At 62.2% G+C, this 22874-nt stretch carries 18 protein-coding genes; 11 read left to right on the forward strand and 7 right to left on the reverse strand.

From position 1 onward, the window contains the following. Positions 1 to 53: 53 nt before the first annotated feature. Entirely contained in the window at positions 54 to 1136 is a 1083-nt protein-coding gene (locus AC1Q61_RS09745; RefSeq protein WP_230793146.1) for an ABC transporter substrate-binding protein, read from the forward strand. Here AC1Q61_RS09745 and AC1Q61_RS09750 read toward each other — a convergent pair. Next, positions 1072 to 1905, reverse strand: coding sequence for a phosphatase PAP2 family protein (locus AC1Q61_RS09750; RefSeq protein ID WP_230793145.1), 834 nt, complete (start codon positions 1903 to 1905; stop codon positions 1072 to 1074). The genes AC1Q61_RS09745 and AC1Q61_RS09750 overlap by 65 nt on opposite strands. A 117-nt stretch (positions 1906 to 2022) precedes the next feature. On the opposite strand from AC1Q61_RS09750, the gene AC1Q61_RS09755 reads away from it, so the two are divergent. After that, positions 2023 to 2697, forward strand: coding sequence for a response regulator transcription factor (locus AC1Q61_RS09755; RefSeq protein WP_042453533.1), 675 nt, complete (start codon positions 2023 to 2025; stop codon positions 2695 to 2697). 3 nt (positions 2698 to 2700) lie between these two features. Here the strand turns inward: AC1Q61_RS09755 and AC1Q61_RS09760 are convergent, their stop codons facing one another. The 4 genes from AC1Q61_RS09760 to AC1Q61_RS09775 all read right to left on the reverse strand — a co-directional run bounded on the left by AC1Q61_RS09760 (position 2701) and on the right by AC1Q61_RS09775 (position 10628). After that, complete coding sequence (locus AC1Q61_RS09760) at positions 2701 to 4089, reverse strand: sensor histidine kinase (protein ID WP_492650833.1); 1389 nt, start codon at positions 4087 to 4089, stop codon at positions 2701 to 2703. 87 nt (positions 4090 to 4176) lie between these two features. Next, positions 4177 to 5574: a serine hydrolase gene (locus tag AC1Q61_RS09765; RefSeq protein ID WP_161120913.1), complete on the reverse strand. Its 1398-nt coding sequence runs from the start codon at positions 5572 to 5574 to the stop codon at positions 4177 to 4179. Positions 5575 to 5594: 20 nt separating this feature from the next. Further along, complete coding sequence (locus tag AC1Q61_RS09770) at positions 5595 to 8963, reverse strand: serine hydrolase (RefSeq protein ID WP_228401913.1); 3369 nt, start codon at positions 8961 to 8963, stop codon at positions 5595 to 5597. Positions 8964 to 9017: 54 nt separating this feature from the next. Further along, positions 9018 to 10628, reverse strand: coding sequence for an ABC transporter substrate-binding protein (locus AC1Q61_RS09775; RefSeq protein WP_042452661.1), 1611 nt, complete (start codon positions 10626 to 10628; stop codon positions 9018 to 9020). 162 nt (positions 10629 to 10790) lie between these two features. Between AC1Q61_RS09775 and AC1Q61_RS09780 the strand changes: the two genes are divergently transcribed. The 5 genes from AC1Q61_RS09780 (at position 10791) to AC1Q61_RS09800 (ending at position 16022) form a co-directional block, all read left to right on the forward strand. Beyond that, positions 10791 to 11951 carry a pyridoxal phosphate-dependent aminotransferase gene (locus tag AC1Q61_RS09780; protein ID WP_037132442.1) on the forward strand — a complete coding sequence of 387 codons (1161 nt, stop codon included), beginning with the start codon at positions 10791 to 10793 and terminating at the stop codon, positions 11949 to 11951. A 64-nt stretch (positions 11952 to 12015) separates the two neighbouring features. Further along, positions 12016 to 12621 carry a TetR/AcrR family transcriptional regulator gene (locus AC1Q61_RS09785; protein WP_003945736.1) on the forward strand — a complete coding sequence of 202 codons (606 nt, stop codon included), beginning with the start codon at positions 12016 to 12018 and terminating at the stop codon, positions 12619 to 12621. A gap of 56 nt (positions 12622 to 12677) precedes the next feature. Continuing rightward, on the forward strand, positions 12678 to 14099 hold the full coding sequence (purB, locus tag AC1Q61_RS09790) for an adenylosuccinate lyase (protein ID WP_003945775.1): 1422 nt from the start codon (positions 12678 to 12680) through the stop codon (positions 14097 to 14099). Between the two features lie 65 nt (positions 14100 to 14164). Then, positions 14165 to 14578 (forward strand): HIT family protein, encoded by a 414-nt coding sequence (locus AC1Q61_RS09795; protein ID WP_042920316.1) that lies wholly within the window; start codon positions 14165 to 14167, stop codon positions 14576 to 14578. A 55-nt stretch (positions 14579 to 14633) separates the two neighbouring features. Next, positions 14634 to 16022 (forward strand): DUF1254 domain-containing protein, encoded by a 1389-nt coding sequence (locus AC1Q61_RS09800; protein WP_076948615.1) that lies wholly within the window; start codon positions 14634 to 14636, stop codon positions 16020 to 16022. Positions 16023 to 16035: 13 nt separating this feature from the next. Here AC1Q61_RS09800 and fes read toward each other — a convergent pair whose 3' ends face one another. After that, on the reverse strand, positions 16036 to 17271 hold the full coding sequence (gene fes, locus AC1Q61_RS09805) for an enterochelin esterase (protein WP_003945472.1): 1236 nt from the start codon (positions 17269 to 17271) through the stop codon (positions 16036 to 16038). A gap of 66 nt (positions 17272 to 17337) precedes the next feature. On the opposite strand from fes, the gene fepB reads away from it, so the two are divergent. From fepB to AC1Q61_RS09820, 3 genes are all read left to right on the forward strand, one after another. Then, positions 17338 to 18333: a Fe2+-enterobactin ABC transporter substrate-binding protein gene (gene fepB / locus AC1Q61_RS09810; RefSeq protein ID WP_042920315.1), complete on the forward strand. Its 996-nt coding sequence runs from the start codon at positions 17338 to 17340 to the stop codon at positions 18331 to 18333. Between the two features lie 111 nt (positions 18334 to 18444). Beyond that, on the forward strand, positions 18445 to 19758 hold the full coding sequence (locus tag AC1Q61_RS09815; RefSeq protein ID WP_003945842.1) for a sensor histidine kinase: 1314 nt from the start codon (positions 18445 to 18447) through the stop codon (positions 19756 to 19758). Next, complete coding sequence (locus AC1Q61_RS09820) at positions 19755 to 20417, forward strand: response regulator transcription factor (RefSeq protein WP_003945911.1); 663 nt, start codon at positions 19755 to 19757, stop codon at positions 20415 to 20417. The genes AC1Q61_RS09815 and AC1Q61_RS09820 overlap by 4 nt, the downstream gene beginning before the upstream one ends. 96 nt (positions 20418 to 20513) lie before the next feature. On the opposite strand, the gene AC1Q61_RS09825 is transcribed toward AC1Q61_RS09820, so the two are convergent. After that, positions 20514 to 21446, reverse strand: a complete 933-nt coding sequence (locus tag AC1Q61_RS09825) for a tyrosine-protein phosphatase (RefSeq protein WP_007734429.1) — start codon at positions 21444 to 21446, stop codon at positions 20514 to 20516. Positions 21447 to 21696: 250 nt separating this feature from the next. Between AC1Q61_RS09825 and AC1Q61_RS09830 the strand changes: the two genes are divergently transcribed. After that, complete coding sequence (locus tag AC1Q61_RS09830) at positions 21697 to 22734, forward strand: ABC transporter substrate-binding protein (protein ID WP_128637852.1); 1038 nt, start codon at positions 21697 to 21699, stop codon at positions 22732 to 22734. Positions 22735 to 22874 lie beyond the last annotated feature (140 nt).

The following is a 22874-nucleotide window of genomic DNA, read 5'->3' on the forward strand; positions in this document are numbered from 1 at the left end:
GTATCTGACACAGATATAGTTTACAGTTCTTCAAAGGGTAGGGTCACCTAACCATGGAGGAAGATGAAGCTGTCATGCTTCACGACGTACGGGACACGATCATGAATTTTCGAAAGAAGTCACGCAGTGTAATGCTGATCGGCGCACTGACATTGGTGGCAGCTCTCAGTGGCTGCTCGAGCGAGGACGCGTCGCCCACAGATGCCGAGATCAGTGCGTCAGCTCCGGCGGACTCTGCGTTTGTCGCTCCGCGAGAAGTCCCGGTTGGAATGGGGAGCGGAAAGTCGGACGGCGAGTTCCCTCGTACCGTCTCACACTTCAAAGGGGACACCACGATCGAATCGCAGCCCGAAAAGGTTGTCGTCATCTCGACCGGGCAAGCAGATGCACTCCTGTCGCTCGGTGTCGTGCCCGCAGGTTCGACGCGTGGTGACGGTGCGGACCTGGTGCCTCCGTACTTGTTGTCTGCGTACCCCGAATTCCGTACTCAGCTAAGTGATGTCGTTGACGCAGGTGGACGCTTCACACCGAATTTCGAAGCGATCGTCACGCTCGATCCTGACCTGATCTTGATGAATGTTGCAGGAAAGGACGCTGATTCGCTGTACGACCAGCTTTCTGCCATCGCACCCACGGTGGCAACACAGGGAACCGGCGTCTACTGGAAGCAGGACTTCCTGCTGGTTGCCGACGGGGTAGGTAAGACGCAGCAGGCGGCGGCACTGCTGGATACCTTCAATACCGATGCCGCGGCCCTCGGTGCTTCCCTCTCGTCGCCGCCGACGGTGTCGTTCACGCGCCAGAACGGAAATCGTCTGCGCATCTTCGGTATTCCTTCGTTCACCGGCAGTATCGCCGAGGATGCCGGCTTGACCCGTCCGCAGTCGCAGCAGTTCGACGACACTTCCCGAGACATCAGTGAAGAAGAGTTGAACGTGGCGGACGCCGACTGGATCTTCTACGGCGTGCAGGGCGGGGACCCGGCGACATTGACGAACGCGCCGTTGTGGGGGCAGTTACGTGGTGTGGTCGCCAACCACGCCGTCGCTGTTGACGACGACGTCTTCTACCTCAATACCGGGCCGACTGCGGCTCGTGAAGTGCTGAAGGTTCTGCAGAGCGCATTGCAGCAGTAGTCGATTCAGCTTGGTTGTGAGTGCCGACGAATCGGAAGAGGGCTCCACCCACCGTGACGGCAAGCGTCGCGAGAATGGCTCCGGCGATGACGTCGGTGAGCCAGTGCGCACCCAAGTAGAGGCGAGTCAGCGCGACGACGACGGTGACCGTCACGGCGAGGAGCATCAGAAGGCGTTTGACGGCCGTTGTTCGGTCGACGCTCACAACGAGAACGGCAATGCCGAACAGCGCTGCTGTGCCCGTCACGTGACCGGAGGGGAACGAGTGGCCGGTCTCGAGAAGAACCTGGATGTTGGTCGGCGGACGTTCGCGACCGACGAGCGCTTTGATTACCGTGCTGGCGACCGCCGCCCCGCCAACGGTTCCGATCACGATCAAGCCCGGAACGACCGAACGCGCTCGCCAGGAGATGAGCACTCCGCAGGTGATCCCGAGTAGCGCGGTGGCGACCGGGCTACCGAGATCTGTGACGGCGACCGCGATCTGGTTCAGGGCGCCGCTCCGATGATCGACCATCCAGTCGGTCACCGGCCCGTCGAAGCTCGTCAACCACCCGCTTCCATACACCTGGATCGACAGCGTCACCAGTGCAAGCACGAGTCCGCACGTGCGAAGGGCTGTAGACCGAACGCTGGAAGCTCGGTAGATCGAACCGAACGCGAACAGAGCTGCGGCCACCACGATTGCGGCAACCGCGATCTCTGCGGTGGTGCTCTCGGTCAGGACTTCGGTGACCACGTTTCGCACGGTCGACACAGTTGCAGGCATGAATGCAGTGTGACGATCCGAAGCTGAAGAAACGCTGAACGGAACTCGGCCCTGGGTCTACCGTCTGCTCTACTGGGTGCATCCGAACAACTGCGTGGCGACGAAACGGGGCCGGTGGTGCGAGTACTGGTGGTCGAAGACGAAGTGCGCCTGGCCGAGACGATCCGGCGGGGATTGGTGGCCGAGGGATTCGTGACCGCGGTCGAACTCAACGGTGACGACGGATTCGCGACTGCGTGCAGTGACGAATTCGACGTGATCGTTCTCGACATCATGTTGCCGGGCAAACACGGGTACGACATCGTGCGGGATCTACGCGCCCGGGAGATCTGGACGCCGATCCTCATGCTGTCGGCAAAGGACGGCGAATACGACCTGGCCGATGCATTCGATCTCGGCGCCGACGACTACCTGGTCAAGCCATTCTCGTTTGTCGTGCTTCTCGCTCGGCTGCGCGCACTGGTGCGTCGCGGCGCTCCACAACGTCCGGCGATACTCTCCGTTGGACACCTGTCCCTCGACCCGGCCAAACATCAGGTGAGCAGAGCGGGAATCGAATTGACCCTGACGCCGCGGGAGTACAGCGTTCTCGAATTCTTGATGCGCAACAATGGTGTGGTGGTCACGAAGACCGAGATCGTTCGCTCCGTCTGGGACACCAACTACGAAGGTGACGAGAACATCGTCGAGGTGTATATCGGTTACCTTCGTAAGAAGCTCGACCTCCCGTTCGGAACTCAGAGCATCGAAACGGTCCGAGGCGTCGGGTACCGCTTTGTCGGCACTGCCTGATCTTCAGTCGTTCGGTACCGGAATCGTCACCTCGAATCGACTTCCACCGCCCACTCTCTCGTTGACGGAAATGGTTCCGTGGTGCGCCGCAACTATTTCCGACGCGATGGCGAGTCCAAGTCCGGACCCGCCTCCCTGCCTCGACCGCGGCTGGTCCAGGCGGACGAAGCGTCCGAAGATTCGTTCGCGTTCTGCTTCAGGGATTCCGGGCCCGTCGTCCTCGATCACGATGTGGGCTTCGTTTCCGGCTTCGGAGCACTCGAGATACACGAGGGTCTCCGCATGCCGCACTGCATTGTCCACGAGGTTTCGCACCATCCGCGTCAATGCTCTCGGGTCTCCGGAGACCCGAACCGGAGCCACGGCAGCGGCGACCGTAACTGCGGAGATACCGTCGATCCTTTTCTGCTCGGCGAACAAGATGTCATCGAGGTCGACGTCGACGACGATGCCGAACTTTTCGAGTTCGCTTTCGTCCGAGCGCGCGAGAATCAACAGGTCTTCGATCAACTGCCGCATTCGGCGCGCCTCGGGAAGTAGTGCGTCTTCGATCAACGCGTCGTCGAGGAGATCCGGGTGTCGGTGTGCCAGTTCGAGGGCCGTCGTGATCGTGGACAGCGGACTGCGTAACTCGTGTGAGGCATCGCTGACAAATCGTTGCTGGGCCAGCGCACCTTCGTCGAGGCGCGCCAGCATGTCGTTCATTGTTGTTGCCAGTCGGGCTATCTCGTCGTTCCCTGACGGTACAGGCACTCGTTCACCTTGACGCCCACTCGAAATCGACGCTACCCGAGCGCGGATGCGTTCGACCGGAGCGAGGGCCGAACCGACAAGGCGGTAGGTGGCAAACGCAGCCAGCCCCAGGACCAGGGGTCCGACTATGGCTAGCAGAACGGCAACGGTCGTCACCACGGTTTCAACCGGTTCGCGGTCGGCGCCGACGAAGACGGTGACTGGTCCGGTCGGCGTCTGAGCGCCTCGCCCGATCAGCCAGTAGTCCTCGTCGTCGGACTTCTTGACCCTTCCGAGAGCGTCCGACTCGTCAGGGCCGAGAAAACGTTCGGACAGGAGGTCGCTGTCGGTTCCCGGTGATTGGGCGACTATTCGGTGATCGGCGTCGACGATCTGCACGATTCCGATCTGACTGTCTGTGGACAGAAGCGAAGGGTCGAGATCGGCCGGGTTTTTTCCGTTGAGCTGCTGGACCAATTGCGTGGCGCGAGCTTCGGAGCCGTTCAGCGCGGACAGATGCAGGGAGTTTGCCAGCACGAAAACCAGTGCAAGCCCGGCGATCACCAGGCAGAAGGCGATCACGAGTGTCGAAGCCACGGTCGAACGGGCACGCACGCTCCACCGGGAGGGGTGCAGAATCGACTCGCCGATGAAGTTCATGGCGTCCAGTCTGTACCTTCTCGGCTGTGCATTTACGAAGACGGGTGACGCGGTCCCGTAATCGGACCGCGTCACCCGTCTAGAGGATCAGGCCACTCGCTTGGCGGTGCGGCCGCCGAATTCGAGCATCACGGCGCGACCGGTGTCGTCGGTGACGAAGCGGCCCAACGCCCGGGTGGTGTCGGCGCGAGCAGCGAAGTCACGGTCGTTGAGGAAGGCGATCGGGATTGCCGGCGGCCAGACGATGTCCTCGTATTCACCGAGATCCTGCGCGCTGCCCATCCGGATGCCGATTCCCTCGTCACCGGGGGCGACGGTCATCGTCAGTGAGCCGGCCTGATACTTGCCCAGGACTGCGTCGACGGCAGCGGGTTCGGGCTCGACCACGTCCAGGGATGCCGGCGTGGGTAGTTCAGTGAGGTTGGCCATGCACCAGTCGACGATCTTCTTGCCGATTCCGCCGCCGAGGGCGTTGGTCAGCACGGTGACGGCGAAGTTCTTCTCGGGCACTGTCATGAACTCGGAGACCTGGAGGTTGCTCACGTTTCCGCCATGCCGGACTACCTGTGTGGTTCCGTATCGAGTCAACAGCCATCCCAGGCCGACTTCTTCGAACATCATCGCGGCGGGACGCTGCGGCTTCTGCATCAACAACCGGGTGGACTCGTCGAGTGGCTGTCCTTCGCCGGGGTGTTCGCCAGACAGTGCGTAACGTGCCCAGACGAGTTGGTCTCGCACCGAGGACCACATTCCGCCGCAAGGGATCATGCCGCGGTCCAGTCCGGTTTCGTTGGACACGAACGGCACACCGTCGCGGATGTAGTGACCGAGTGCGAACCGGTGGGTCATCACGTCCCAGGGCAGGAAGGCCGAGTTCTTCATTTCGAGGGGGTCGAGCACGCGCTGCTTGACCAGCTCTTCGAAGGTCAGTCCGCTGATCTTGGCCACGACATGTCCGGCGAGAACGAATCCGGAGTTGCTGTAGGAGAAGACTTCTCCGACGGGGAATTCTTGTCGCAGTTCGTTCAGCCGTGAAACCGAGCGTCCCAGGGCGTCTTCGCCCCAGCCTGCCGAGAGGCCCGCGTCGCCGGTGAATCCGCCGGTGTGGGTGAGGAGATGACGCATCGTGACTGTGCGCGTGGCTGTTTCGTCGGCGAAGGTCAGTTCGGGGACGTACTCGACCAACGGGGTGTCGAGATCGAGTAGGCCGTCCTCGACGAGTGCCATCGCGGCTGTTGCGGCGAACACCTTTGTGGTGGAGCCGATCATGAACATCGTCTTGTCGGTGACCGGGAGTTGGGTTTCGACGCTCTCGATGCCACTGGTGACGACGATGTCGTTGTCGCCGTGAACGATGCCGACCGAGACGCCGGGGATGTTCGCCTCGACCCTCCACTGATCGACGAGTTCTTGAAGCTGTTCTTGCATCTTTGATTCCTCGAGTTCGCTGGCGTTCTGTGTTTCGGCGTTTTGTGTTTCCGTCATCGTATGTGTATCGGTCATCGTCACGCGTTAACCCGTGGTAGGAAGCGGAATCCGACGTACACTCCGTCTCGGTGCGGCCGTACCGTCGTCCAACCGGCGGCCCCGGGTTGACGGGTGGTCCAGGTCCCCGGGATCTGCGACGGTACGAGAGTGGCTACCGTTGCAGGCTTCTTCGGAGCTGTTTCGTCTTCCTCGGGATTCGGGATTACGTCGCCGATGACGGTGATCACGGCCTCGTCAGCGGACTCTCCACGACGGAACTCGATTGCTATTCCGCCCGAGCTGTACTTTCCCAGAACCGAATCCGGAATCGACTCCACACTCGCGGGGTTCGGGGCGAGGGCTTGCGGAGGTTCGAGTCCGACCAACGCGGCCGCGGCTTCGGTGAAGAGATCACGGTAGAGGCCGTCGGCCTTGCCGCCGCTGGTCAGCAGTGCGATCGCGACATTGTGGCGGGGGAAGATACGCAGATATGCGTGCTGCCCGATGGTGCTGCCGTCGTGCCCGAAAATCTCTTCGCCCGACCAGGTTTCGTGGAACCAGCCCAAGCCCCAACCCGACTTGTCCGGGAACAGTTCGCTGATGTCGATTTCGGGTGTGCGCATCGCGGCGGCCGATTTTTCCGACACTATCCGTACGCCGTCGACGCTCTGTCCTTCGAGAAGACCGAGTTCCGCGAACGTGAGTAGATCTCCGATGCTGGCAGTGATGCAGCCGGCGGGCCCCATCGAGCGGGTGATCGGCCAGACGGGCATCACGACGGAGTTCCCCGTATGACCCGCTGCCACAGAGTATCTCGGTGTATCCCCGGTCAACGTGAGTGTGTGCGCGAGGCCGAGCGGATCGATGATCCGCTCCTTGAGGATGTCGTCCCAGATGCCGCCGCGAAGAACCTCGACGATACGAGCTGCAAGGACGTACGCGGAGTTCGAGTACGCGAAGCCGTCCTCGAGTGGATGAACCTGACGGAAGTCACGCAGGCCCTCGACGTAGCGTTCGACGACGTCGTCGCCGCGACCCTTGTCGATGAACAGGTCACCGTCGATTCCGTTGCGATGGTTCAGAAGTGCGCGAACCGTGATGCGGGCAGCTGTTTCCTCGTCCTGCAGTGCGAAATCGGGCAGGATCGACCGGACGGTCGCGTCCAGGTCGAGCAAGCCTTCGTCGACAAGCTGCATGACCAGCATCGCGGTCCATACCTTGGTGATGGATCCGATCTGGAACAGGGAGTCGGTGGATACCTCGACCCCGGTGTCTGCGTTGATCACGCCGGAAGCCACCGTCGTACGGGTGATTTCCTTGCCGCTGGAATCGAGTGTGAGAATACCGAATTGAGCACCGGTGACGCCGTAACGCTCACACAGTACGTCCAGTGAGCGCTTCCACGCGTCGGCGCCGGCAGATGCATTGGCCAGGCCGGTCTTGGGCAGCTTCGCGGAGGTGTATCGCTTCACCCACTCGATGAGCCGCGTGCTGTAGTCGATTCGGTGCGAGATCGAGCCGTTGACGAGGAACCCGTGGCTTGCACCGGGATACGCCACCAGTCGGGTGGGTACATGCTGCTGGCGCAGTGCGGCGAACCAGGCCTCGGCCTGACCCAGCGGGCACCGCTCGTCCGACTTTCCGTGCAGGATCAGCGTCGGGGTCACCACATTCTTCACAGCGGCGAGCGGTGAGGCTGCCAGCAGCCCCGCGGAGTTCTCGGGAACAGTCGTGCCGGTGGCGAGTGACGCGAGGTGCGGACCGAAATCGCAGACTCCGGCCATGGCGTTGAAATCGCAGATCAGCCCGCCGGCAACTGCAGCGGCAAAACGATCCGTCGCGGACGTCAGGTGACACGTACTGTATCCGCCGTAGCTGTACCCGGTGATCGCCAGACGGTCCCCGTCGACAAGTCCCTCGGCGACAAGCGCGTCGATCGGCTCGAGGAAGTCGGCTTGGTCGGAGGTACCCCAGGCGCCGTTGACGGCGTACATGAAGTCTGCGCCGTACCCGTCCGACCCACGTGGATTGAGGGTCAGGATGCGCCAACCCTGGGCGGCGAGAACCTGGTGGGCGGGGTGATAGGTATCTGCAACGCCGGTCCACGCGTTGTGCGGTCCGCCGTGAATGTCGAGCAGAAGAGGTGCAGCGCCACTGGTTTCGGGAGCGGACAGTAACCAACCATGCACGGTGCGGCCGTCGGAGATGGTGAACTCGCGTTCCTCGGCGGCAAACAGTGTCACCTCGGGGAGTGCTTCTGCGGTGAATTTCGTCAGCGTGGTGACCGCGCCGCTGTCGAGATCGACGAGTGCGACCTCGCCGAAGGACTGCTGCGTGGTGACGATGACGGAGGCGACGCGGGCGTCACGGGCAACGGAGAGCGCCGAGACGACCTCGTTGGGATTGGCGACGAGGGATCGAGAGGTGCCGGTTTCGATGTCGGCCGCGTACAGATGCGTCCATCCACGATCGCGTAGGCAGAACACGATTTCGTCGCGAGTATTCGACAGTGCCGGTGTGCCGCCGGGGTAACCGGGTGCACCGGGCATCACGTTGCGATCGAGATGAGCTGTGAGGGTGACGTCGACCGGTGTCTCGGTTGGGCCGGGGACGGACAGCCGGATCAGGTCTGCAGTTCCGACACGGACCTCCGGAGTGCCGATGGCGACGACCGAATCTCCCTGCGGATGCCACAGTGTGGAGCCCTGCACTCCGGTGGCATGACCGAGTCGCTGCGGGGGAACCGACAGATCGTCGACGAGGATGCGGTAGGCGCTGAACGTGAGGTTCAGATCGCTGTCCGGTTCCAGATTCGCGGTGAAGGCGAGAGCCTTGCCGTCCGGTGACCAGGACGGAACGTCTGCATTCCAGTCACCGTCGGTGAGCCGTCGAACTGCCTTCGTCTCCAGTTCGACGGTGTGCAGGTGGCGCCGGAAGGTGCCGAGCCAACCGGCACCGTCCACCTTGTATCCGAGTCGGTCGGTGACGATGGGCGCGTTCGGGTCGGTGGAGTCCGAACGTGAGACCACGGCGGCGAATGCAATGGCTTTTCCGTCGGGGCTCCAGGCCGCTGCGCCGGCTCCGAGGGGGAGTGATGCTGCTGTGGTGAGGGTTTCGGCCTCGCCGCCGGCGAGCGGGATCAGGTGCAACTGCGCGGAGTCGCCGACCTTGCGGAGGAAGGCGATCGACGTTCCGTCCGGAGAGAACCGCGGGGCCGAATCGGCAGGTCCGGCAGTGAGGCGACGAGCCTGGGAATCGCGGGACACCGCCCACAATGATGTAGTTGCCTTTCCGGCAATTATTTCCGAGCGAACGAAGACGACCACGGCGCCGTCGGGAGAGATTGAGGTCTCCGTGGGTGTGACCACACGGTGGAGGTCGTCGAGAACAAATGGACGGTCAGTCATGTAGATCCTTCGAATCGGAGAAATAGATGCAGACGTAAAGCTTTGTCTTCCGGCTTATTTCAGAACGCGAATGCCAGGGCCGGCCAGGGTGCCGCCAACTGGTGCATACAGGGCCGTTGCGCCGTTGAAGAACATGAAGTTCGGCGACGTGGACACCGGAATGACGTCGGACGAGGTGAACAGTGCTTGTTCCGCTTCCTTCCACACCGAGCAGGATTCCTGCCCCGGCAGAACCGAGGCCTTCGCCGCCAGTTCGGCGTACTTTTGATTGTCGATCGATGCGAAGTTGACACCCGACGGTGGGGTGGGGCCGGCGAAGTACGGAACGAAGATGCTGGGGGTATCGCTCTGGACGGTCAGTCCGATCGAGATCGACCATGACGTCAGGTCTTTCGCTGCGAATGTGTTGGAAATGATGAAGTTGTTGTCACCACCACGAAGCTCTACCTTCGCGCCGAGCTCCTGCCACTGCTTCATCGCGTATTCTGCTGCTGCAGAGGTGGTGTCGCGGTAGTTGGCAAAGATGACCGTCAATTGCAGCGCTTGACCGTCCTTGGTCAGGACACCGTCGGATCCGGGCTTCCAACCGGCGTCCGCAAGAGTCTTTTTCGCAGCGGCCATGTCGAACTTCGGAACTACACCGGTGACGCTGTCGAAGTCACACGCCCGCGGATCGACTACTGCCAGTGCCGTAGCTCGTGAGCCTTTGCCACCGGTGTTGATGTCCGTGTAATCGTCGAGATCGATCGCCTGCACGAGTGCGGTGCGTACCGCTTCGTCCTTGGTGGGGAGAGCCGCATTGTGGTTGAAGATGAACTGTCCGCTCAGGGTGTTGGACGTCATCGACTCGAGGCCTGAAGCTTCCACACGTTCGATATCCGCGCCGGCAACCGGGGCCGCGTTGACCGTTCCGGTGAGGACGAGATTCGCCGTCGTCGCGGCGTCGGTCACGACCTTGATCGTGACCGTCTTGGGCACTCCGAGCGTGTCCGACGTGGTTTCGCCGTTCGGCCCCCAGTTGTATCCGTCGCGGCGTTCGAGCGTGACGTGATCGTTGGCCACTACTTCGGTGATCTTGAACAGTCCGGTTCCGTTGCTGCTGCCTCGAACACTGGCAGGGTCGTCGAGGGCTGCCTGGCACGCCATCTTGAGAGCGCCGATGCGCTCGAGGAGGAAGGGCGCGGGTTCCGTTGTCTTGATCGTGAGCTCGTCACCATCAGCGGTTGCTACCGCAGTTTCGGGTACGGATGCTCCCAACCACGGCGAGCCGTTGGTCGTGTCTACGACCCAGTTGATGTTGTTTGCCGCTGTCTGGGCAGTGAAGGTCGTGCCGTCTTCACACGTGATCCCCTTTTTGAGGGTGAAGTTCAGCGAAGTTCCGTTCTCGCTCCATTTTTCGGCCAGATACGAGCCCGCTGCGCGGGTTTTGGGGTCGATGGCCAACAACGAGTCGTTCGTATAGCTGTTGATCGCCTGCGTGGCAGTCAGATTGGTGATCAGGGGATGAAGGTTGCCGGGATCGGTGTTCACGATCGTGGTGAAACTGCCGTCCTTCGCGTAGTCGCCGGAAGAATTGCCGCCAGGATCAGAGGTGCTTCCGCACGAGGCAACCGTGAGAACGCCGATCGTGACCAGAGCCGCAGTGGGCACTGAGCGAGCTTTCATCTGATGCACCTTTTGATCGAAGGAAGTCGTTGATCAATGTTGCGCGAGGGACGTGGCCCAGGTCTCGTTGAATCGACTCATGCTGAGCGCCTGAATCTGTCGGATCGTCACAATGGGTGGTCGTCGTTTCTTGCCGCACCACGGTTCGACTACCGTCGGAGTGTGCGCTCAGAATCTCGTCGATCAGATATCCAGACCTTCCATGTCATGGATGTATGGAAGGCCGCGACCGAACGTCAGCGGACACATGGTGACGTCCTGACCTTGGCGGCAGGTCAACCGTCGACGCCCGCGCCGGCACCGGTGCTACGTGCGACGCGAGAGATTCTGGGCACCGAACTACTCGGGTATACCGAGACTTTCGGGATCCTGCAGCTACGCGAGGCTATTGCGCGCTACCACAGCGAGCGATCGGGAATCGCCGTCGACGCCGAAGACGTGGTGGTGACGACCGGTTCGTCCGGGGCGTTCACCTTGCTCTTCCTGGCCGCGTTCGACGAGGGCGACACCGTGGTGGTTGCTCGACCCGGATATCCCGCGTACCGCAATACCCTTGCCGCTCTCGGCTGCAACGTCGTCGAACTCGACTGCGGGCCGGCAACTCGATACCAGCCGACAGTGGAAATGCTCGAGGCTTTGCCGTCGCCGCCTGCCGGTCTGATCGTCGCGAGCCCGGCAAATCCCACGGGCACGGTGATCTCGCCCGAGGAGCTCGCTGCATTGGCGACGTGGTGCGAGCAGCACGGAACTCTTCTGATCTCGGACGAGATCTACCACGGCATCGGATACGGCGATCAGCACACGTCGAGCGCCTGGGAGACCTCACGCGAATCCGTCGTGATCGGCTCGGTGTCCAAGTACTTCTCGATGACGGGTTGGCGACTCGGGTGGATGTTGGTGCCGACCTATCTTCGGCGCCCGCTGCAGAGACTCGCGTCGAACATGACCGTGTGTCCGCCCGCGATCTCTCAGTACGCCGCCGTCGAGGCATTCTCGGACGAGGCGAAGGTCGAGTTGGACGGGCACGTTCAGCGGTACGCCGTCAATCGTGAACTGTTGTTGACCGGGTTGCCGAAACTGGGCATCACCGAGTTGGCTCCCGCCGACGGTGCGTTCTACGTCTACGCGGACATCGGCCATCTGTGTGGCGACGAGGGCGCCACCGCGTGGTGTGCCCGGTTGCTGACAGATACCGGGGTCGCGCTGGCACCCGGAATCGATTTCGACACCGTCCACGGAAACCGGATGGTCAGACTCTCGTTCGCGGGTGCGACAGCAGACATCCAGGAGGCACTGGCCCGCCTCGAGAAGTGGCTCGGGTAACAAACAGCAGGGTCTTCGAGCTGTTTCGCCATGCGGAGGTGCCCTCTGCTGGCACGATGTCGTGGTGTCTTCTGCAGCTACGCCCAAGGGCGAACGACGTCGCCAAGCTCTGGTGGCGTCCGCTGCTGAACTTTTGCTGGAGGGCGGGTTCGACGCCGTTCGTCACCGAGCGGTGGCAACCAGAGCTGACCTTCCACTGGCTTCGACGACCTATTACTTCGACTCACTCGACGATCTGATCGCGTGTGCCGTCGAGCTCAACGGCAACGCCGACATGGAAGCGATGCGCGCCAGAGTGGCTGCGGTGACCCAACGTCGGCGGGGCGCGGAATCAACCGTCGAACTGTTGGTCGAGCTGCTGCTCGGAGACGAAGAGAAGCGGCCGGAGAGCCGCGAGCGTTTGATCTCGCGCTACGAACGATTTGTGGCATGTGCCCGTCATCCCGCACTTCGTGACGTGCAGTTGCGCCTACGAGCCCAGCTCGACGACCTGTTGACCGATGCGCTTCGACGCTCGGGCCGGTCGGCTCCCGAGGGGCAATTGCGCCGTCTCGTCGCGATGGTCGACGGTGCGATGATCACGGCTCTGGGGGAGTACGACCCGGACCCACGGGGGTTGGCCAGGGGAATGCTCTTGGAATCGATCGACGTGATGGCGCCGCCGGTCTAGCTCGGTTCTCTATCGGGGGTAACGGCACTGCTTGGCCCCCGTTAGACTGAGGCCTCGTGAGCCGCATCCCGAATGTCCTTGCCAACCGCTACGCCAGCCCGGAGCTCGTTGCTCTGTGGTCTCCCGAGTACAAGATCGTGCTCGAGCGTCAATTGTGGGTGGCGGTGTTGCGTGCGCAGGCAGAGCTGGGCATCGACATTCCGGCCGACGCCATCGACGACTACGAGCGTGTCATCGACAACGTCGACCTCGAGTCCATCGCGGACCGCGAGCGGGTCACCCGCCACGACGTGAAGGCACGCATCGAGGAATTCAACGCACTCGCCGGGCACGAGCAGGTCCACAAGGGCATGACCAGCCGCGACCTCACCGAGAACGTCGAGCAGCTGCAGATCGTGCGTTCTCTCGAACATGTCTACAACCACGGCATCGCCGTTGCCGCCCGCTTGGGTGAGCGCGCTGCCGAGTACTCGTCCATCGTTATGGCCGGCCGCTCGCACAACGTCGCAGCTCAGGCCACCACCTTGGGCAAGCGTTTCGCTTCGGCCGCCGACGAGCTGCTGGTTGCACTGACGCGTCTGCGCCAGCTGATCGACCGGTACCCGCTTCGTGGGATCAAGGGCCCGATGGGGACCGCTCAGGACATGCTCGACCTCCTCGACGGCGATGCGGCCAAGCTCGAGCAGCTCGAAGCGAAGGTTGCGGAGCACCTCGGATTCGCTCACGTGTTGACCAGCGTCGGCCAGGTGTACCCGCGTTCCCTCGACCACGACGTCATCTCCGCGCTCGTCCAGGTCGGCGCGGGCCCGTCGTCGTTTGCACACACGATCCGCCTGATGGCCGGCCACGAGTTGGTCACCGAAGGCTTCCAGCCCGGCCAGGTCGGCAGCTCGGCGATGCCGCACAAGATGAACACCCGCTCGTGCGAGCGAGTCAACGGACTTCAGGTGATCCTGCGCGGATACGGCTCCATGGCAGCCGAGCTTGCGGGTGCGCAGTGGAACGAGGGCGACGTCTTCTGCTCCGTCGTGCGCCGCGTCGCGCTCCCGGACGCGTTCTTTGCGATCGACGGCATGTTCGAGACCTTCCTGACCGTGCTGATCGAGATGGGCGCGTACCCGGCCGTCATCGAGAAGGAACTGACCAGGTATCTGCCGTTCCTCGCCACGACGCGCGTGCTCATGGCCGCCGTCCGCGCCGGCGTCGGACGCGAGACCGCACACGAGGCGATCAAGGAGAATGCCGTCGCAGTTGCGCTGGCGATGCGTGAAGAGGGCAAGGAGCCCGACTTGCTCGATCGCCTTGCCGCCGACGACCGTTTGCCGCTCGACCGCGTTGCACTCGACGAGGCCCTGGCCGACAAGGCTGCTTTTGTCGGTGCCGCTTCGGCTCAGGTCGATGCCGTTGTCGCCGAGGTGCAGAAACTTGTCGACGCCAACCCCGAAGCTGCGGCGTACGCGCCGTCGCCGATTCTGTAAGGGCTACGCCCCGTGCGCCTTTTCGGTGGTCACCACTACCGAAAAGGCGCACAGGGTCGGAGACCATGGACTGCATCTTCTGTTCCATCATCGCCGGTGAGGCCGAGGCCAGCGTCGTCTACGACGACGCGAATGTCCTTGCCTTCATGGATATTCGGCCGTTCACATCCGGCCATCTCCTGGTCGTGCCGAAGCGCCACGCCAGTGGATTGTCCACGCTCGATCCCGACGACGGTGCCAGGATCTTCGCCGTCGCGCAGAAGATCGCCGCGGCGATGCGTACCGGATCTCTCCCCGTCGACGGAGTGAATCTGCACCTCTCCGACGGAGCTGTTGCGGGGCAGGAAGTCTTCCATGTTCATCTGCATGTCATTCCGCGAAATCGCGGCGACGGCTTCGGCCTGCGCGCCCTACCTCGCACGCCCAATCGGACAATCCTCGACAGCACGGCTGCCGTCATTCGAGGCGCACTGAACTAGAGGTTCACCCGGTGTGGGTGATTCGCGCCGAGGTTTCTCCCAGCACCATCTGGGTATGGCCGACATCGAACTGACGTATTCCTCCGGACTTGTCCCGAGGGACGGAGAGCTTCCCGCTCGCGAAACCATCGCAACGGTCTTCGACGAGCTCGACTTCCAAACAGCAGTGCAGGCGTACTTGTGGGCCATACCCATCGTGTCCTGGGCTCAGTGGATGGACGTGCATACCAACATCTTCGGAGCAACTGCCTCCGATATCGTCGTCTACCGCTCATATCGTGACCGACTAGGCCTGATCACCGCCAACGCGACGACTCCGTACATCTTGAACTTTTTCGATCTCGGTGCAACGGGGCCGTTGGTGATCGAATTGCCGCCAGGGCCGACCGCCGGGGGCATCGCAGATTTCTGGCAACGAGAATTCGCGGTGCTCGGTGAGATGGGCCCCGATGCAGGCAAGGGTGGCAAGACCCTGGTAGTCGGCCCAGGTCAGAGTGTCGAGGACACAGGTGATTACACCGTTGTCCACTCCCCGATGATGCACATCATGTTCGGCTTCCGCACGCTCGATCCCGACCCGGCGCGCTCGGACGCGTTGGTCGACGCCGTCCGGGTGTACCCGTACTCCGATCGTGAGAATCCGACTCCGACGCGTCTGGTCTCACCGGACGGCAAGCCCTGGAGCGGAATTCAGCCGCGAGACCTTCGATACTGGGAACTCCTGCACGACATCGTGCAGGACGAACCTGTCGAAGAGCGCGACCGCTTCCCGATGGCGTGGCTTCGGCAGCTGGGGATTGAGAAGGGCAAGCCCTTCGCCCCGGATGATCGAGTGAGAAAGATCTTGCGACGGGCCGTCGAAGTGGGGGAGGTGTTCGCCCAGGCGAATGCGTTCGTCAAACGCTTCCCCGGTTCGCGCTACTGGCCGGATCGCCAGTGGGACTTGGCGATTGTCCTGGACAACTCAGCTCAGCGAGGGGACAACTACGACGAGTTCTACGAACGCGCGTCGTGGTTCTACGAGGCGGTCACCTTCTCCGAGGCGATGAAGAGTACGACGCCCGGACTCGGGCAGGCATATCTGGGTAGCTACGCCGACGCCGAGGGGCACTGGTTGGACGGAGGAAAGAGTTACACACTCCACGTACCCGCCGATGTCCCGGCAAAGTTGTTCTGGTCCGCGACGGTCTACTCGGTCGACACACGCTGCCTTGTCGACAACCAGCAGGGCCGAGGCGACCGTGGCTCGCGAGATCCCGATCTTGTTGTCAACGAGGACGGTTCGGTGGATCTCTACTACGGACCTACAACTCCGGTAGGGAAGGAACCCAATTGGGTTCAGACCATTGCGGGTCAGCACTGGTTCTCGTACTTCCGCTTCTACGGACCGCTCGAACCATATTTCGATCGGACTTGGAAGCTTGGTGACATCGAGCCGGCCTAGAGCGTGGTCTGTCTCACGGACTGCCGATCAGTTCGACAACGGAGTCCAGAAGGACACTGCGCCAGCACAACCAGTCGTGGCCGCCGTCGAAGATCCGACACGACACTTGCGCTCCTGCGGCCTCCAGCGCCTGTGCGACCGCTGCGCTGTGCCCGACCATGTCGGACTCGTGCTTACCTACTTCGAGGACAACGCGTAAACCGTCCGGTACGCCGTCGCGCTCGATCCGTGCGGCTATGTCTCCACCCGGCGGGCCGTCTTCCCCGCGCTTCAAGCCGGTTGGCCACCAGAACGAACCGGACCCGCTGGCGACCAGCGCGAAGTGTTCGGGGAATTCGAGTGCTGCGAACATCGAAGCCAGGCCGCCGAAGCTCTGCCCCGAGACCACCGTTCGCGTTCGATCAGACGAGAAAGGTGTGACGGCGCGCACCTGCGGAAGCAGTTCGTCGACGACTGCACTCCAGTAGTCGCGGTTGCACGGCAATTCCTGCGAACGGCGTTGATTGTCAACGGAATCGATGGCAAGCAGAACGCAGGATTTCAGTTTGCCGGTCTGGACCGCACGATCGAAGGCGGCGCCTGCCGGCATGACCTCGGCCCAGTGGCGCCCGTCGAGAAGTATCACGAGCGGCCGTTCTTCGAGCGGTGTCAATCCGTCGTCCACGGTCTCGTAGATCCACACCGGCCGCTCGACGTCCAAAGTCGAACTAGCCCAGGTGAGCTGTACCGACTTCCTGAAAACTGGAGCATCCCAACCGAACTGGACCGGCGCCAAGGGCATCTCGGCGACGGAACGCCTTGTGTCCACACCTGCGGAAAGCGGATTGAGTGGGTCGGCAATTCGGTGCTCGAGCAACCCCAACCAGCGTGTGCGGCGGGTCGAGTCTTCCTTGCCTGCTCCCGGATAGTCGAACTCGTCGACTACGGACTTCGGTACCGGGATGATGCTGTAACTGCTACGCCAGGTGTTCGAGACTTCGGCGGTGTAGAACCACACCGGACTGTCGCCGAGTCGCTGCATCACGCTGAGTTGTTCTGCGTGATGGTCGGTCAGCGAATTTGCATCCAGGTAAACGCGCTCGACCTCGGTCTCCTCGGGCTGACGCCAGAGGAACGTAACTCGAACAGTCTGTGTATCAACGCTTTCGATGATCGGCGTTCCTTGTTGCACTATCCGATTCCAGGACGTCTCGATGTCGGGCGAGGCCGCGAGGGTAGCGGACAATTCGGTCACCGCCTGAGTTAGCATGAGCACAGCCTAACCTAATTTGATGGGCTTTTGAATTCGAGGAGTGGTCCGCCAGTGGGCGTCACAATGAAAAAATCACGCACCCTGAAGGTGCTCTCCGCAGTCTTGGTAGCAGGGTTCGCCCTCGCCGGTTGTAGTTCTGCGGATGCCGATTCCGATGCTGACTCAGCTGCATCGCAGGGTAATTGGCCGCGTATCGTGGAAACGCCGAAGGGGCCGGTGGAGATCACGTCGAAGCCGGAGAGGATCGTCTCGACCAGTGTGACGCTGACGGGCACGCTGTTGTCGATCGACGCTCCGGTGGTGGCTACCGCATCGACGGGACCGAACACCGACGTCTCGGATGCGCAGGGGTTGTTCACACAGTGGGGCGACATAGCAGAAGAACGCGGACTTGCAGTGTTGCCGATGGGCGGTGCGAACGCGGAATCCGTTCTGGCGCAGAACCCGGACCTGATCGTCGTCTCGGCAACTGGAGGTGACTCCGTCGTCGATCTGTACGAACAGTTCACGGCCATCGCGCCGACAATCGTGGTGGACTACGGCGGAAGTAGTTGGCAGGAAGTCGCCGCTGTGCTGGGTAAGGCGACAGGTCTCGAAGACAACGCGGCGGCCACGGTCGCGAAGTTCGACAGCGCAGTAGAGGCCGCGAAGGCCAAGATCACACTTCCCCCGCAGCCGACCACTGCGCTGGTCTACTACGAGGACGGCAGCGGCGCCAATATCTGGACGCACGAGTCGGGGCAGGCGAAGTTGCTCACGGCGATGGGTTTCACGGTCGCCGACATTCCCGAGTCCGCGAAGAGCAGTGAATCCATGGGTAAGCGCAAGGACATCATTCAGGTCTCGGCGGAGAACCTCTACGACGGTATCGCGGGCAACACCCTGATCTTGGTCAGTGCCGACGACGGTGCGGTGAAGGCGGTCGAGGCACTTCCACTGTTGGCCCAGCATCCGGCAATTCGTGATCACCACGTCTATGCCGTGGGTCTGGACACCTTCCGTCTCGACTACTACAGCGCAACCAACATGGTGAACCGGTTGGTCGAGCAGTTCAGCTGAGCCATAAGTACTAGGCCTTTCACCTTCAACTAGTGCTTTGGTAGGAGCCGGGAATCGAACATTCCCTTCACGTTCGCCGAATGTGGGACCAAGTGGTGCGCGCATGCCACCATGAACGTCAATCATCGGATGCGGAATGGGGAGTGGATGTTCGACTCGGCTGGTCAGAATGCCCCGGGGCAAGCCCTGGCATCGCGAGGGTGGGGACGTTTCAACCTGAACAACCCGGCCACGGCGGCCGTGATCGTCGGCCTGCTGAGTGTGCCGTGGGTGTTCGGTCTCGCCAGTCTCAAGACTGAACCCGAGACGAGCAATCGAGTGCTGAGCGATCCGGGAACCGTCGTCGGCATCATGGGTTTCCTGACGGTGTTGACCGTTGTGGCGTGTGCGCGCCGGCGGTACCCGATCGCGTACTACCTCCTGACGTTGGCAGGATCCGGCGGATTGATGCTCTTCCTCGGCAGTCGATCGCTGGGGGCCACGCCGCTTTTCTGGTTCGCGATCATGGCAGTGTCCATCCGAGTGACAGGCATGCGCCTGGTCGGACTGCTGGTCCTCGGAATGGCGATGGACGTGATCTTGGCGATGTATCTCACCGAACGGGACGGGCTGACGGTCGCCGAGGTTCAGGTGGGGGAGTTGCCTCACTTGTTCCTCGAACCGGCGGCAAACACCGTCACGAGTTTTCTGGTCGTCGCAGCCATGGGAAAGATCGTCGCGCGCCTGCGAAAACAAGCAGTGGAGAACAGTCAGGCAGTAGCGGATCTGCACCGGGACCGCGAACGCAAGATCGCGAATGCCGTTGTCGCCGAACGGCAGGACATGGCACGTGAACTGCACGATGTCGCTGCCCACCACATGACCGGCATGATCATCCAGGCTCGTGCCGCCGACAAGTTCTTCTCGAGCAATCCCGAACAAGCACAAGCCCTTCTGGGGGGCGTCATCGAGCAGGGTCAGCGGGCCCTCAACAGCTTGCGGCAGATCGTGGGGATACTTCGCCTGGGTGAGGAAGACCCCGATTTCCCGACGCCCATGGTCTCCGACATCGACGAGTTGGTGGACGACTGCAAGCGCACCATCTCGTCGATCTCGTTGGAGAAGGTCGGCCGCTTCGACGACCTGGACAGCGGAGTCCAGTTGACGTGTTACCGCATCGTGCAGGAGGCGTTGTCGAACGTCCTTCGCCATGCGCCGGGTAGCGAGTCCAAGGTGTGTCTGAGTCGAGAAGCCGGTGCGGTGAGGGTACGGGTGGTCAATACTCTCGGGAATGCTCGCCCGGCCTCCGACGGGCAAAACCTCGGAATTGTGGGAATGCGCGAACGCGCGACGCTCATGGGTGGTCAACTGGACGCCGGACCGAATTCGGAAGGTGAGTGGGCTGTGCAGGCACTGGTGCCGGTGAACGGGAGGATCAACGCATGATCGATGTCCTTATTGCAGACGACCAGCAGGTGGTACGGCAGGGGTTCGAGCTGTTTCTCTCCGGTCACCCCGAGATTCGCGTCGTCGGGCATGCCAAGACGGGAGTCGAGGCGTACGAGCAGGTGCGTGCACTGCGTCCGGACGTCGTGCTGATGGATATCCGAATGCCGCACGGCGACGGGTTGACTGCGACTCGGGAGGTCCTTGCCGAGTTTCCCGGGACCCGCGTCATCGTGATCACCACGTTCGATCTCGACGAGTACGTTTTCGAGGCGCTCGACAGCGGTGCCGCAGGGTTCTTGCTCAAAGACGCCGATCCCGAAGAGCTCTCGTCGGCAGTGTTGACCGTGGCCGAAGGTGGTTCGGTGCTCTCGCCGAGATTGACGTCGAGACTGATCGTGGAGTTCGCGAGGCGCAAGCCGGCACCGATGTCCACGGCGCGCTCCGGATCGGATCACGGTCTCAGTGCGCGTGAGATGGATGTGGTGCAGTTGCTGTCACAAGGCTTGGGAAACAACGACATCGCAGATTCCCTCAGCCTCGAACAGAGCACGGTGAAGTCGCACATCAGCAACATCTGCAAGAAGCTGCAGGTGCGTACCCGTGTGCAGATCGTCATCTGGGCGTACCGAAACAACGTGATCGCCGTATCGCGCTGACGCACGGGACGCTGCGGCGCATCCGCCGCGGCACGGGCAGAGAAGTACACGTGCCCCGGGTCCGATCCCTCGTCGAACCCGGGGCATCCGTGCCACTCAGCCCAGCAGTTTGGCTTTGAGCGTCATGACAGTCGCCGGGCTCAGACCCAGGCCCTCGGTCAGGTACCGATCGACCGACCCGTAGGTCTGGTCCAACTGGGCGAGACCGGCATCGAGATAGCTTGCCTCGACACCCAACAGGGGCTCCATGTTGACGGCCATCTGTTCGCCCAGGCTCGCCGCGATGCCCGCGCGCGTGGCCTTCATGCCTTCGGCTGTGTACTCGTTGGTCAGCAAGTAGTCGTTCATGATCACCGAGCGGTCGACACCGGCGATACTCAGCAGCAGAAACGACGTCCAGCCGGTGCGGTCTTTGCCTGCGGTGCAGTGGAAGACCTGTGCACCTTCGGTTTCCGCGAGACCCGTGAGCAACTGCGCGAACCCGGCTCGCTCCGTCGCTCCGGTGACGAAGGCGCGGTTCATGTCCTGCATCATCGATCGTGAGTCCTCGGGGGACTTGATCTTCGCGATCATCTCGGCGATGTTCCCGGACAGGATCGGAATGTTCTCGTACGCAACCCCGTCGGGCAAGACATCGGGCTTACTGGCGATCTCGGGTTCAGTGCGCAGATCGTAAACCTTTGTCAGTCCCAGCTTTTCGAGATTGCTCATGTCATCGCCCTTGGGCGTGATCGCGTTCGCGCGGTAGAAGACTCCCTTGTTCACGGGCAGGCCGAAAGTTCCCGAGTATCCGGCGCCGGTGCCTGCGACGTCGCGGAAATTGTCGATCCCGGTCAGCCGCGGCGCATCTGGGGTCTGCTCGGAACTGCCGAGGTTGCTGGATCCGAAATCCAGCGAGCCGAACAGCGGAGCCGAGGGGCCAGGTTCGGCCTGCGCGATCGAGGCGCCGAAACCGGTGATGAGAAAGCTACTGGTCAACGCAATGGCCGCGGCAGACCGTAGTGAGCAGGTACGGGTGGATCGGGACATGTGTGAGCCCTTCGTCGAGCGGAGAGAGTGGCGAGTCGATGAGGTATCGCGAAGGCAAGGTAGCGAGTTCGCGTGTCCGATTCGAGAGGAATCTTGCTTTGCTCCCTCTCAGTGGGAGGCGTGCTGCTGTGAGCGTGGGCGGCTCGGGAGGCGCAGTTCATTCCTCGGGACCTGTGTTTGTGTAAAGGTCCGGTGCCCTGATATTGGTTAGCCTCACCAAATCAATTCCGGAGCGGTCCGGTGCGTTCAGATGGAGTTCAACATGCGGGTTCAAGGTCTGTCGCGGTTTCGCCGCGCAGTGGTGATCGGCGCAGCAGCTGCGCTGGCGGTCGGCGTCGCCGGCTGCAGCAACTCCGAGGAGGCGTCGTCGTCCGAATCGTCGACGACAGCCGCGAGCTCGCAGACCCGTGTCTTCGAGGCACAGAACGGATCCATCGAGATCCCGAGCGACCCGCAACGGATCGTGGCCTGCGGATACGCAGTTCTGCCGCTGATTCAGGCGGGAGCGAACCTGGCAGCAGTATGCGAGTGGACCCGTGAACTCGGCAACATGGACGACAAGACCAAGGCCGCTTACGAAGCTCTGCCGAAGGTCGCGCCCGACGGCAACGTCTCCCAGCTCAACTACGAGGGAATCGTCGCTGCCGAGCCCGATCTGATCATCATGGGTGTTCCCGCTCGAGTCGAAAGCCAGCTGGACATGGCGCAGCTCGAGGCGGCCGCTCCCGTCGTCTTCCTGGGACCGACGGTTCCTGCTGATTGGCGAGTGCTGGGCGAGCAGTTCGCCGATGCCGCGAATGTCTCCGACACCTACGGCGAGTTCAAGGACGACTACGACGCCAAAACCGCCGAACTGGCCGCGAAGTACAAGGACAAGCTCGGCTCGTTGACCTTCGGCGGCGTGTGCAACGTCTGCAAGCCGGAGGCCGGCACCTTCTCACGCGAGTACGCGTCTTCGTACACGACCAATCTCTTCGACGGACTCGGACTGCAGTTCCCCGGCACCCCCGCAGACCCCGCCGACATCCACGTCGAACAGGTATCCATCGAGAAGATCGGCGAAAATCTCGGAAATGTCGACGTGATCGTCTACGGCCTCAACGCCGACGGCTCGATGTCTCCGCAGTTGCAGGAGCTGGTCAATTCCGAGCTGTGGAAGGAATTGCCCGCAGTGAAGGCCGGCAACGTCGTCCAGGTCCAGCATTCGCTGGCCGCGACCTATCAGACGGCTCTTCTGACGCTGGATTCGATCGACGAGGGCCTGTCGAAGCTGCCCGCAAACCAGTAGTTCATCGACTGTGACGGTGGCCTCTCGCCTGCTGGCGAGGGGCCACCTGCATATCCGGATGAGCAGGGCGGACAGCTCTCCGATCGGCGAGGACGCTTACCTGTCCCGGCTACCGGGGTTCTGTACGAACTGCGAACGCC

It is taken from the genome of Rhodococcus sp. MPR-R1B (assembly GCF_058793255.1).